The organism is Streptomyces sp. TE5632 (assembly GCF_054061295.1).
The window spans coordinates 1-13286 of the sequence record NZ_JBSSEA010000004.1 but is presented as its reverse complement, the minus strand read 5'-3'; the positions used below and the strand labels follow the sequence as shown (position 1 = coordinate 13286).

Here is a 13286-nt window from a genome sequence, read left to right as displayed (position 1 = left end):
GCTATGCGGCAGCGGCCAGCGTAACTGATCGCTGTTCAAAGGCGATCGGGCTGATGTAGCCGAGCCCTGAGTGCCTGCGTCTGGTGTTGTAGCGGGTGACCCACCGGAACACCGCGAGACGGGCCTCCCGTGCCCCTGACCAGCGTTTCTTTCCCTGCAAGGTCTCCCTTTTCAAGGTTGCGTTGAAGCTCTCTGCGGCGGCGTTGTCGGCGCTGGTGCCGACCGCGCCGCGCGAGCGGGTCACGCCGAGCCGACGGCACACCTTCGCGAACTCCTTCGACGCGTACTGCGCCCCGTTGTCGCTGTGGAAGATCGCCCCGTGAAGGCTGCCGCCACGGGTGCGGGCGGCGGCTTCGAGGGCGTCGGTGACCAGCCCGGTGCGCATGTGGTCGGCGATCGACCAGCCCACGAGCCGTCTGGAATGCAGGTCCAACACCGTTGCGAGATAGAGGAATTGACCGTCCCCGATGGGGAGATACGTGATGTCACCGACGTATTTGGTGTTCGGCTCGCTCGCGGTGAAGTTGCGTTGCAGCAGGTCCGGCACCGGGGATGCTTCCGGCTCGGGCACCGTGGTGCGGACCTTCTTGCGCAGGTGCACGCCCTGGACGCCGATCCGGCGCATCACCCGCTCGACGCGCTTGTGGTTGACGTCTATCCCGGCGGCCTTCAGCTCGGCCGTGACGCGCGGGATCCCGTACGTGCCGTCGGACTCCTTGTGGATCTCCCGGATCCGCCTCGCCAGCCGGGCATCGGACCGCGCCCGCTCGATGCGGGCCGGGGCGCCCTTCAGCCACCGGTAGAACCCGGACCGGGAGACCTCCAGAACCCGGCACAGCCGCTTGACGCCGAACGCGCCGCGATGATCCTCGACGAACTGGAAACGGCTCACCAGTTGGTCTCGCCGGCGAAATACTTCGCGGCCCTCCGCAGGATCTCCCGCTCCGTCTCCAGCTCCCTGATCCGGGCCCTGAGCTGCTTGTTCTCTTCCTTCAGCACATCGTCGGAGGCTACCTCGGCAGCCTGTGCCGTCCGCGGCGAGCCGCCGGCCCCCGCCGCGCGGCCCTGCCGGGCCCGCGCGGCCCGTACCCAGTTCCGCAGCGTCTCCCGGCTGATCCCCAGATCCTTGCCGACGCCCTCGAACGTGTTCTTCGGGTCCGACAGGTACAGCGCGACAGCGTCCGCCTTGAACTCCGCCGAGTACACCTTCATCACCATCTGTGACATCTCTTCCTCTGGACCCTCAAGGTCCAGTGTCCAAGGTGTCCACGCTCAGGGGGAAAGCCCCGGTAGTCCAGCCGGTAGGTGCGCTCCTGCACGGTGACCGGGTACTGGCTGTGCACCCGCTGCACGATGGCCGCATCCGCGGCAGGGGTGAGAACCCACCGCAAGAATGCCTCCTCCAGGTAGGAAGCGGCAGGCACGAGCTGCTCCAGCCCAACGCTCACCGTGCCCCGCCCGCGGTCGCAGCCTCGGCCGCCAGCGCACCGGTCTTCTCCGACAGCCGGGCCACTGCGTCCTCGCCCTGACCGAAGCGGACCAGTCGCCTCGCCACCGCGAGCGCCTCGACGAATGCGCCCTCGCGCTCCAGCAGGCCGATCAGCCGGGGCACGGACGTCACCCGCACAAACTTTCCCGCCCCCATGTCCTCGAACGACACGGCCTCGGGCGCAGCCTCCATCAGCTCCAGATCCAAGAGGGTGAACACTTCGAGCAGTGCCAGTGCCGCAGGTTGTGCACGGCGTGTGCTCCACAGCCTCTCGACTGCGCTCTGCAAGACGAAGTGGTAGTCCATCGCCGAACCCGGAAGCTCCAGGGCCTCCCATACTCGAGCGATCAGCTCCTCGCCGTGTACGTCGTGCGGTACGTGCCGACTGGCCGGCGTCGCAGACGTGTGTCCCTCGGGAATGGGCCACATCGCACTGCCGAACGACTCATCCGGGCGCACCCCCGCTTCGGGCAGCCTGCCACGGACAACACCGGGACTCCCGCCGAACGTCATCCCGGGAATCGACGCCATGCGCTCAAACCACGCCCTCACACACCCCGCCTTCCCGAGCTGGGCAGATCACTCCTGCGCCAGCCGCCCCCTGCCCCGCAACAGCAGCTGTTCATTGTCGCAGCCCGCACATCAACGCACTGCCGATCTACCCGACTTGCCAGCCCGACGGCCGATGCCCTCGGGGAGCCGGTACTGTCGCATACCCGACACTGCTGCCCTCCCGCCTGCTGCCTGCTGGGGCACGCCGCATCGCTGGCTCCAGCCCTATGCCCGGGGCGGGGAGCAGCGAGGCACAGCTGCTCAGGAGAGCCGGGCATGCAGATCCCGCCGGTGCCCCAAGCCACCGGTCGATTCCCCGGATGCGTGCAGAAGAACCGCGTCCATAGCCTTGACCAGATCGTCCGAGCCAATGATTGCGGCGATGCGCAGCTCGTGGACAAGCAGCGTCGCAGAAGCCAGGGCGACGAGGTCCGCCCCCACCTCAGTAGCCTCGCGATCCGAGGACGGACCATCGGAGAAGACGGTGACGTCCTCATAGTTGGCCTTGACCCGCAGCCGGTACAGATAGTCCGCCATGGTCGCCGGGCGGACCGCGTCGGTCGCAGCCTCCCGCTCCGCTGTCGTGAGCCTGACCGTCCTCGGCTCCGCCGCAGGCTTGCGGCCCGATGCCGTGCGGACCTCCTGGTCGAGGCGCCACTGCTTCTTCTTGGCAGCGAGCTTGTCACGCCGCTTCTTGGCGAGACGGTCGTCTACGAGCAGCTGGCGGGTGGAGCGCAAGGCCTTGGCCGCGATGTCCCACGCCTGCTCGCCCTGCCATGCCACCCACGGATGCAGGTCGAAGTCCAGCGCGCGGCCGGGACCGCCCAGGATGCCGTCCCTGTCGGCGAGCCGGTCCCCCGGGGACGTCGCGGCCACAGTCCACGGCGCGATCTGCAGACTGCGCGAGGTCCACAGATCGACGTACCGCCGCTTCGTGGGCTCGTGCGACTGCGGACGGGTGCCGCCCTCGGCGACCATGAGAGCCTGCGCCGCCCCGTAGAGGACGTAGTAGGTCTGGACGGCCCCCCAACTGTTGGCGAGCCGGATGATCTCCGAGTCCTCGGCCAGCGCGTGCGTGTGCTCAAGCAGCCGGGCGGTCGCCCACGCACGGCGCAGGCACGCCAGCAACTGGTCCCGGTCACAGGAGCGCGGCGGTCCGTCAGACCTGAAAAGGAGCGGCGTCGCAGACGCATGAAGGCCGGCGACAGCGTCCTCCAGCGGCAACGTGCTCTCTCCGAGCGCAAGTTCACGGAACGCACGGATGTAGGAGGCGTGAGTGCGAAAGCTGCGGGTCTGCTCACTGTCGACCGGCGGCGTAGGAAAGACGATACGTGCCACGCCTCATTGTCACCTGCTCGCCCCCAGTTGTTGCCGACGGGATCAGCCCGATCGCCGAGGACCTCCTCGCGCGACGGCGTCAGGAGGCACGACCCCGCACGATGTCCGGAACCTGCCCACACCGCTGAGCGCCGTCCGCCTCCATCCGGCGTAGGGACCCTCAACCTCCGTACACGCTGCGCCAATGGCCGACGGCGGGAACGGTGCGCTCGCCGACCACGGTGGCGGCGAGACCAGGCGCGAGCCGGGTTATGGAGTGCACGACGTCGACGAAGGGGGAGTCGCGCAGTGCCTGCGCCACCCGGTCGGCTTCCGGGTCGCCCTCCTCCCGCAGCCTGTGCCAGTCCCGCAGGGCCGAGCAGGCGAGGAAGAAGGCGTCCTTGCGGCCCATGACGAGATCAGGACGGTTGAGGCCGAAGACGCGGATGGTGTGTTCTCCCTTGTCGGTGTGGTAGCCGTACTCGCCGCTGCGCAGCATCAGGAACAGGTGATCGGCGGGATCCTCGGTGGTCGGGTCGACCAAGAGGCATACGCCCTCAGGATCTACGGGGTACTCGTCCCGCTTGGCGTTGCTGTTGCAGAACGAGCAGGCCAGCAGGTGGTTGTCCCATACGAAGACGCGCAGGGGAGCCATGGCCAGGGGCTGGAAGTGGTCGATGTCGGTGCCGCGGCTGTCATCGCAGTACATGCACCGCACCGCCCCGTGCGCCATCGACTCCAACAGCGTCTTCACGTGCCTTCTGGGGGCCTTGGCCGCTGTCCATTCCGCACGCGCTGCTTCAGTGGTTGCTCCTGCAGATTGGACCCTGCCGGTCCATCTCCGCAGGAGGTTCTGGGTGTCCACGGGAGCAGGATGACGTTGCAGGGGGATCACGGTTCCTGCTCCAGCCGTGCTGCGACTTCGGCGATCCGGCTCTGCACCGAGCTGGTCAGCAGCCGGCTCAGCTCCTGGTACTCGTTCACCTCTTGCGGGGTGGCGGTGCCGGCGTACACCTTGCGTTCCAACGCGACCAGCCGCCGACGGTGCCGTTCGGCGCGCCCGGAGTAGGGCGTGTCCAGGCCGAACAGTTCCGAGAGCACCGCGTCGTCGGCACTGCCGAAAACTACCCGGCGGTAGAGGTCTTGACCCACCACAGCAGGCGGCTCATCCGTGTCCGGGCCGGGAAGACGGATCAGAGCACCTTCGTCGGCGGCCTGGCAGACGTAGGGGCTGTGAGTGGTCACGATGAACTGGATGTTGGGGAAGTGCTCGCAGAGCCAAGCACCGATCCGGCGCTGCCATGTCACGTGAAGGTGTGCGTCCACTTCGTCGATGAGGACGACGCCGGGCTGGAGGATGGCGAGGTGACCGCTGCTGGTCCGTTCGGTCTCCAGATGCCCGTAGGCGGCATGGATCTGCCGAGCGATGTCCAGCACGAGGGCGGCTACGGTGCGGAAGCCGTCACTCATCTCACGCAGCGGGAAACTCTCATCACTGTCGCGCAGGCTCACCAACAGGCCATCCACGGAGACTCCGTTGAGCCGGTACTGGTCGGGCAGGAGTCCGTCGCCCAGCAAACCCATCACGGTGTGGAGCAACAGCGTGGCGGGCATCTCCGGGACGGACTCGCTTCGCTGAGCGGTGCTGAACTCCTGGAGCGAGCGATGGTGGAGATCGACCATCCACGACACGCTCTCGGTCAAGGCCGCATCCTCATGAAAGAGCGTGGCCAGAGGTGCTGGAATGGGCATTCTGCTGTTGTATGTGCGACGCATGGGCCCTGTCAGCCGTCGGAACGGCCCGTATCCGGCACAGAACCAGCCCGGCATGACGGGAGACCACGGACCGCTCATTGCGGTGGGGGCGGAGGCAGGGTCGCTCCAGGAGTCCATCGTGACGTGCGGCCGACGGGGCCAGTCGTCCTCCATCCCCGGCACGTGGGCAGCACGCCAGGCCAGTTCCAGCCGGATCTGCTCGCCTGGCGCCGCGGCAGTGCTCGGAGCGGTCTCGGTGAAGGGGTCAACCTCAGGGTGAGGGAGGACGCTCACCGCGGCGCGTCCGGTCTCGGCACCCCGGGTGATCCACCCTGTGAAGTCCACGTTCAGTCGCAACGCTGCGTCCGGGCCTGCCAGGGCCAGGGCCATGACCTGCAGAACGCTGGACTTGCCGGAGCCGTTGCGCCCGGCGAGTACGGTCCAGCCCCCGGTCCCCGGCAACTGAAGGTCCACAGTGCGGTTTCCGCTGAAGCCCTTGATATCCGTGATGTGGACCCGTGTGACGTACACCCGCGCTCCGCCGTCCCTGTCATCGCGACAGCTTGCCGCACGCCTGCACCCTGTGTACGGCAGGCGCCTGATGGCCTCACCATCTCACGAGGCACACATCGCACAGTCGGGAAGCGTTCCATGCAGCGTCTTCTCCTGCTGCGAACTCACGAAACGCACCCGTAGGCCAGGCCAACTGACGCTGCCGTCCCAACAGGCATCGGGCCAGGACGCAGTGGTCCTGGCCCGACACCCCGGACCCGCGGCGATGCCCCGAGATCAGTGGCGGCTCTGCCACCAGACGACCACCAGACCGAAGCCCGTCGTCCCGGTTGCATATCCGATGCCACGAAGAGCACCGTCGCCGAGTTTGCGAGCGACGCTCACCAAAAGGCGCAGCCACCGTCTCGGAGGCGGGTGACACACAGGCTCGCGGCCTTCCCTAGACTCGCTCATGGGAACCCTTCTGTCCGACTCGATGGATAAGGGTGGTTCCGGCGGGCTCTCTCGGCCGAATGCTTGCTGGCTAGGCCGAGAGGGCCCGGTTCGTACGAACCAAGCTTCCCGCAAGGGAGGTTGGTCCGGTTGTTCGGAGTCTAGAGCGGTGCCGCGCAAGCCCGTTGCGTACCCCTGCCCCACCGCACGGAACTTCCATTCGCACCTCGCGATAGACCTCACCGAAGATCATGGCGGATTCCGTCAAGGCGTCTGCGCAGGTCGTAGCGCGTGCGCTCCATGCCATCTGCCTGGCCCGGGTGAGGGTGGCGTCCTCGCAGTACTGATCCGTCGACCACCGTCTGCGAAAGCACGTTCCCGCTTGTGATCTTCCTGAAGTTCCGCTCCGAGGACGTGACACCAAGCGGCTGAGCTGGGAATCCAGCCTGGACGCTCGGCCCCGAACTTCGAGGGCCGCAAGATGAAGAAGTTGACATTCGAAGACCTCATCAGCCGTCCGCGGTCTCGACTCCGGGACGGATCACGAGGCCTCAGCAGCGGGTCACCCTGGCTTCAGCGGCTGGCTCTCGGCTCGGGCAGTAAGGAACTCGGCCCAGCCCCCGCCGGGCGCAGGGGGCCCAACGGAGTGCGGGATGGAGGCATGCCAGTCACGTCCGCGGTGGATCGGGCTGGGGCGGGGAGCGGCAAGGGCGGCGAGCGCCGCGTTGCGCGCGGCGCTCGCCGGAGGGCCGTCCCGGTTGAGGTTTCTGGGGCGTGCCGTGCGTGGAGATCGGCCTTGCGGGGACCACGTCCGGGAACAGCCATGGGGACCGGCGAGAGCCGGCGCCGCAGTTGACGTTGTCCAGGCGAGATGCCGCAGAAGCTCGGCCAGCAATGGGAGCAGCAGGACAGCCTGTCGGCCCAGGGCAAGACGGGCGTGCTTGCCGCCGAACATGAGGTGCTTGGGTGCGGGATGGCAGAGGCGTTCGGTGGAGGGGCTGAAACAGCAGGGTGATCGCGCCGGCGGCGCGGACGTCCGTCAACCCCGGTGGCGCAACATGCCGCGGTGACGGTGCTACCGCTTCACCGTGGAGCCGTGAACGCGGGTGAGGTCAGCCGAGGGGGACAGCCACGGTTCACAGGACTGAGCACGCATAGGGTCACACCTAAATAGAGAAATAGAGGCTTCGTCGCACGCTATCTGCTTCCTATTTCTGAACGAGATGCGCCAGCCTTTCAGAAAGCCTCAGCAGTAAGAATATCGTTAACCGCCACGGTTTCAGTGAAGGCGACAGTGGGACTGGAAAACGGATTCGTAAATCTCAGAGAGCTTGTGCGGTTCCACCAGGCCGGGCGCTTGGGCAGTCTGTCGAGCGGACCTGTTCCCGAGCGGTAGGACAGACTGCGGCACTCCAACCCGTATGCAAGAGGATCCCGCGGAAGTCGCCCCCTGGCTGCTGCACCGGCCAGTGCTTGAATCCGATCAGTACGAGGAGGCCCCAACGGGTGAACGAACCGTCGGGCCAGAAGCCTGTCCGCACTGCTGTGCCTGCAGGGTGCCTGTCTTTGGCGAAGCATCCATACCGGCTCCCGAACACTTCTTTGGCCCGATCCCTGCTCCTGCTGCGATCACTAGCGGGTGCGGCAGAAGTTCTGCCCAAGACAAGAGAGTCCTGGCTACCGCGCACGAACACCAGGTGAGACCGAGCCGGCATTTTGGCTTGGCCAGCCAGCCGCGGGCAAGCTTTGGCCAGCTGAAGGCTGTGCTGGATGCGGCACGAGCACTCAGCCCGCACAGCAGCACCCACGACCAGGCCGCAGAGCCCAGAGCGCATATTCTGGAGTGCTCCCCCCTGTTGGGCGACAGTCTCTGGGACTAAAGAATCCACCATGGGCTGTCCATGCGGGCAGCCCAGCAGTGTTGCGGACAGGAAGATCCGAAGACGGCAGCAGCCTGCGCCTGCCAGACCTCACAACTGTCGCAGAGATCAGCGCGCGTCATGCTGCCAGCTTGCATCCACCAGGACCCTGGCCAGTGCTACGGGCGCAGCCTGTGCTGAGGAGCGCGGCACGTCCCCTTTGCCTGACCAGCCTGTCCTTCACGGCTGGTGAAGGCTGCAGTTGGAAATCTCATTCGGACAACTTGCCAGCACGCCAGCGCTCCAGCACTGTGAGCGCAACACGGAGCCAGGCTCGCGCAGGGGCGTGCGCAGGCGCTCAGCGGCGCAGTCGAGGAAGCACCAGAGGCTTGTACAGGAGCGGTGGGAAGCTCATCTGGCGTATCGCAGCAGCATCAGCACTGCTGTACAGCGGCCTTGTGTGGTTGGCCGACGGGGATCCGCACGCTGTTTTGAATCTCGCTAGAGGAGTGATACGTAACCAGGAACTCGCTAATGGTGTTCAACGCTGACGCTAGCGTGGCACTCTTACTACATGGACCGGCTGTGCCGGTCGCGCGGTGGTGCAAGCCACCACTGTCGGAAGAGAACGGTCTGTCTCCGCGCTCCGGCCAAGAGACTGAGGAGCAGACCGGCCAGGCGGGAGCGAGAGCTCCCGCCTGCTTCTTTTTGCTCCCTCCCCACTGCCGTCACCTCAGCGCAATCGGGGCAGACCGTCCTGGCAACCGCTGCGTCCGGCAAAGAAGCAGGTCAGGTAACCCTCCGCAGCAAGTAGGAGGCGCCCCATGATCGGCTCATCTGCTGGACCGATGCGCACAGCTGCCGCTAAGAAGCCCTGGACAGCCTCAGAGACCTGAGCAGCTCGAGCGGTCGAGTCTCTTCCCAAGGGACGAAGTACCAGAGCGTCCCCTGCTGCGAAGCAGGGACGAGAGTCCCCGACCGGACAGCGCGCAGGGAGCGGCCGGCTCAAGCACGTTGGTCCGGAAGAAGTCACTGCTGGGGGACTGTCCTTGAGGAGGATTGCTGGCCAAGGAGAGCGGCACCGTAAAACTGCTCGGAGCAGCGGCCGCTGTCGCAGGACTTGCCGAGTATGGATGCCACAGCGTCTGAAGCTGCCTTGCTACAAACCGTCCCAGTCTTCACCGATCTGCTCAACGCCGCAGGTCCGCGTTGAGCAGTCCGGCTGGCGGCCTGCAGCGTTGTGGCTGGCCGCAGGGGAGCTCAGTGCTGTCCCAGTCGGATCTTCACGTCCACGTTGGAAAGACGCCAGGCTCGAGCGACGGGGGCCCATCAGGTCGTCCGGCGCCCTTCTCTGTCTGCGGTCTTTTCGCTGAGGTCACAGGAAGCGGCACGGATGTTCGCCTGGCTTCCTGTAGCGGACAGTGGACGCGCAAGCACTTCCTTGAGGTTTCTTTGGACAGCTCAGCCGCGTGCCGGTCCCTATTGGGGGGTGAGGCGCTCCGGTGTGCCTGGACGCTGGCTGCAGTCTTGGCCGGGAGCGGCCGCAGTCCGTGTTTGGGGCCGAGTCTCTGGCCGCCGCTCAGGGGCAGGCCCGCGGAGGGCCGGGGTAAAAGGACTCCCAAGAGCACCGCTGAGGACCCGGGCGGTCGCGGTGGGCCCGTCCCGGTCGTGCTTGGCCTTGACCACTGCCGTCGGATGGAGGTGCCGGCGGCAGGTAGCCAGGCACCAAAGCACCAGGGGCAGACCGGGACCGTCGTCGAAGCCCGGGTAGCACCTCCCCCCCCGAGGCAACAGAGCCGCCGCCCTTCCTGCGTGCGTGCCCGCTGCCGAAGTAAAGACGAAGAGGCCCCTGGACGTGGACGTGCGCCAGCATCGCTGGCGCCTCGGCGACCAACCGTCCTCCAGTTCACCGCTTGCCAGGGACGAGCGGGAAGAACCCTGCGCATCGACAAGGAATGCCGGAAAACATTCCTGCAGCCAGCCGGTCCTCTCCTGCGCGCGACGCATATACAGAGCAGAGAACAGAGTTCCTCTCCATTCCACTCCCAGCCGTCCCGGCCGGATTCCTCTGCTTCGGGTTGCCAGACAGCGGGAGAAAAAGCACAGCAGGGGAGAGGCAGGATGGATTTCCTCAGGGGGGATCGTTGCCACATGCGTTCTCTCCACCCTGCCCAGGAGCACGGATCGTCCCGTCACGCAAGCCGAAAGGATATGCCGTCAAGCTATTCAGAGAGATGATCTTCCTGTGAGGGATATCCGCGTATGCGTCGGCCCATCAGCCGGATCCGCCGCGGAACCCGGGACCTGAACTGCACCCCTGCGGCAAAAACTTGAACGGCAGTCAAGAAACCATCTCTAGAACACACTTGAGAGAACGGGAGGCGAGCCCGCTGGCGGAAACACATATATGCACACCATCTTACCGGGCGCCGCTTCCCGGAAGTGACCATTCCGCCCCACTGGGCGCCCCCCCCTGAAACCGGCCCGCTCCGAACCTCCCTGACGAAGAGTCAACGCCGGAACGAGGCGACGGGGAACAGCAGCGGAAACCTAAACACGAGATCGGTGGACGCGCGGGGGCCGGGGGAGTCATGCTGTTTCATGGCGACCCCTGCACACCTTGGCCGGAGCGCGAGGGACTTGCCGACTTCCGACAGACGCGACCGGCCTGCAGTTCCCGGGGGAACTGCAGGCCGGTCCTGGACGAACAGCACGGTGATGACAGAGCTGCCCTTCTCAAGCGAGCCCGAACTACGGCCGCACAAGATCACACGCAAGAACGCAGACGAGCTCCTGCGCCGCGTCAACCAGCGGTTCCGACCCGACGAGATCTGGATCAGCACCCGCTATCCGATCCCCCGGGCCCAGCGCGGTGCCGACGACAACCCCTGCGTCAGCGCCCGCGCCCGCACCCTCGATGACCTCCTGAACGACCAGAGGATCACACGAGTCGTTCCCGGCGGCACCGACGTCGTCCTGACCAACCTGACGGTCGAGGCGACCCACCCCGACCGCAAGATCCGGGTGAAGATGACCCACGACGGCGTCGACACTCTCATCGAGTGCACCGACCAGGACTGGGTCAACGGCCGGTGCGAAGACGTCCGTCACGCCCTCGAGAGCAACCACCCCTCCTGGGCCCTGTGGCGCCCCTCACGTCGCCGAGGCTTCCTCGGCCTGGGCCTCGCCCTGGACGCCGTAGCCGCGGCCGCCGGATGGATCATCGCCGGCAGCCACCTGCTGCACCTGGGGCCGGCACTCGTCATGCTGGCTGTCCTCATCACCGCCCCCACCCTCTGCAGCCTGCTGGGCCACCGCTTCGCCCACCGCGGCCACGTCCGCATCGGCCACACCGACCCGACGTGGTTCTGGCAGCGCTGGACCGTCAGCGAGAAGCTCGCCCTCGCGGCCGTCCTCGTCGCGATCCTCGCCCTCGCCACCCAGCAGCTGACCGGCACCAACTCCACCGAAGGACACCACCAGCCCAGCCGCGCCCCGAACACTGCCATAGGCCGTGAACTGCTGTGACAGCACACTCGTCAACCGCCCCCGGGCCGGACTCCACCACCCCGGAGTCCGGCCCGCCCGGGTCGCCGTCGTACACCACCTTCGACGACTTCTACACCGCCACCCACGCCCGCTTCCTCGCCTACGCCCGCCGCTACACCACCAGCCGAGAACAAGCCCTCGACGCGGTCCAGGACGCCTACACCGACGTCCTCGCCCGCTGGGACACCATCAACAACCCCACCGCCTACGGGACCACCGCCGTCCGCCGCAACGCCTACGCCCAGACCCGCCTCTGGGAGCGCAGCACCCCCACCTCCACCCCTGAAGACACCGTGCTCCACTGCGCCGAGCCCGACCCCACCGACGCCATCGTCCTCAAGAACACGCTCCTCACAGCGATCCGGGAACTGCCGCCCACCCAGCGCGCCGTCGTCGTATCCCGCTACATGAAAGCCATGACCACCGACGAGATCGCCGCCACCCTCAACATCACGGTCGGCACCGTCCGCGCCCACCTCAGCCACGCCCGCCGGCGCCTGCGCGACCTCATCACCGAACCACCCCCCACCGCACCCCGCCCCCTAGCCACCCCCACACCGACCATCTCCAAGCCGGCCCTCCACACCCTCTACGACTGCTACGCCGACTCCATCTACCGCTACATCAGCCTCCTCGCCGGCACCGGCCCCACCGCCGAGAACCTCACCAGCAAGACCTTCCTCCAAGCGCTGCCCCACCTCACGGCCGCCGACCCCGAGACCCGGCTCATCGCCACCGCCCGAGCCCTCGTCTCCCACCAGCATCACCACACCCCGCCCCACCACGACCACGCAGTCGACATCCTCCTCGCCGCCAGCGCCGAGGAACCACCCACCGATCTCCCCGTCGACCCCCTCCTGCGCGCCCTCACCCGCCTCAACAGCGACCAGTACGAGTGCATCGTGCTTCGCTTCCTCCAAGGCCTCACCGTTGCCGAGAGCGCCCGCATCATGAACAGAAGCCCAGGAGCACTCAAACTTCTCCAGCACCGAGCCCTCAAGAACCTCGCCCAGGACGTCGACGACCACCCCCACGACCCAGAACCCGCCGACGTCTCCCGCACCCTCCACGCCGTGGCACCCCGCTGCACCCGCGCCCTCACCCCTCACCCCTCCGCCCGGCGCCGCATGCAAGCCGCGATCGAACACTCCCCATACACACACGCGCACCTCACCCACTGACCAACCGCCCCCCGAAGACCACCGTGCCCGGGAGCCAAGCCCCACCCAGCTCCCGGGCACCGGCATGCCCACCCCCTCCGGAGTCCCCGGCCCGCTCGACACCCCACCGACAACGGAGACGGCCACCTCAACACCCCACCGTCAACAAGCCCCTCGCACACGGTCCGAACAAGACAACACCGTCCCCGTCCCCCACCACGAGCCCAGACCGATTGGGGCACACCTCTAGCGCCGCCAGGCGCGCACCCGACAAACACAGGGCGCACAGACTCACCAGACGACCAACGCGCACTCCCCAGTACCACTCCCTCCCGTCCGCACCAACACCCCGTCATGCCATCAGGCATGACGACACATCACCACCCACACCTCCACACCGCCAATGGCCGCGCCAGCGGCCGGCCAAAGACATAAAAACAAAAAGCCGCGCCAGCGGCAGAGAATAACTACAACTGATTTGCCGACAGGCAAATTTAACCCCCAAAACTCACCTCCCTTAATTTGCCGCCAGGCAAATTAACACGCATAACCAACGGCCGCGTCAGCGGCCGGACATAAACCAAATCGAATTCGCCGCCAGGCGAATTCTGGGGCGTTGGAATTTCGTCAGAAATTCCTTTAGGGGCATTTATGCCCCCC

At 66.6% G+C, this 13286-nt stretch carries 8 protein-coding genes; 3 read left to right on the top strand and 5 right to left on the bottom strand.

Features of this window, described 5'->3' with window-relative positions; all coding sequences use genetic code 11:
* Nucleotide 1 precedes the first annotated feature (1 nt).
* From ACVW19_RS34090 to ACVW19_RS34070, 5 genes are all read right to left on the bottom strand, one after another.
* A protein-coding gene (locus ACVW19_RS34090) for an IS3 family transposase (RefSeq protein ID WP_457464819.1) occupies nt 2–1218 on the bottom strand; the annotation gives its coding sequence in 2 pieces (ribosomal slippage) (nt 2–903 and nt 903–1218; 1218 coding nt in all).
* A 226-nt stretch (nt 1219–1444) separates the two neighbouring features.
* Complete coding sequence (locus ACVW19_RS34085) at nt 1445–2020, bottom strand: hypothetical protein (protein ID WP_457464931.1); 576 nt, start codon at nt 2018–2020, stop codon at nt 1445–1447.
* A gap of 282 nt (nt 2021–2302) precedes the next feature.
* On the bottom strand, nt 2303–3379 hold the full coding sequence (locus ACVW19_RS34080) for a hypothetical protein (RefSeq protein ID WP_457464929.1): 1077 nt from the start codon (nt 3377–3379) through the stop codon (nt 2303–2305).
* A 160-nt stretch (nt 3380–3539) separates the two neighbouring features.
* Entirely contained in the window at nt 3540–4112 is a 573-nt protein-coding gene (locus ACVW19_RS34075; protein ID WP_457464928.1) for an HNH endonuclease, read from the bottom strand.
* A gap of 137 nt (nt 4113–4249) precedes the next feature.
* A complete protein-coding gene (locus ACVW19_RS34070; protein ID WP_457464926.1) occupies nt 4250–5644 on the bottom strand; it encodes an AAA family ATPase in 1395 nt (464 codons plus the stop codon).
* A gap of 1285 nt (nt 5645–6929) precedes the next feature.
* Between ACVW19_RS34070 and ACVW19_RS34065 the strand changes: the two genes are divergently transcribed.
* From ACVW19_RS34065 to ACVW19_RS34055, 3 genes are all read left to right on the top strand, one after another.
* A complete protein-coding gene (locus tag ACVW19_RS34065) occupies nt 6930–7073 on the top strand; it encodes a hypothetical protein (protein WP_457464924.1) in 144 nt (47 codons plus the stop codon).
* A 3562-nt stretch (nt 7074–10635) separates the two neighbouring features.
* Complete coding sequence (locus tag ACVW19_RS34060) at nt 10636–11445, top strand: hypothetical protein (RefSeq protein WP_457464923.1); 810 nt, start codon at nt 10636–10638, stop codon at nt 11443–11445.
* Nucleotides 11442–12647, top strand: coding sequence for an RNA polymerase sigma factor (locus tag ACVW19_RS34055; protein ID WP_457464922.1), 1206 nt, complete (start codon nt 11442–11444; stop codon nt 12645–12647). Before ACVW19_RS34060 ends, ACVW19_RS34055 begins: the two co-directional genes overlap by 4 nt.
* The last annotated feature ends 639 nt before the right edge of the window (nt 12648–13286 follow it).

What these genes read in the sequence shown, in the direction of transcription:
- ACVW19_RS34085 (WP_457464931.1), bottom strand. Translation starts at nt 2,020, where the DNA reads ATGGCGTCGATTCCCGGGATGACGTTCGGCGGGAGTCCCGGTGTTGTC.
- ACVW19_RS34065 (WP_457464924.1), top strand. Translation starts at nt 6,930, where the DNA reads ATGCCGCAGAAGCTCGGCCAGCAATGGGAGCAGCAGGACAGCCTGTCG.
- ACVW19_RS34060 (WP_457464923.1), top strand. Translation starts at nt 10,636, where the DNA reads ATGACAGAGCTGCCCTTCTCAAGCGAGCCCGAACTACGGCCGCACAAG.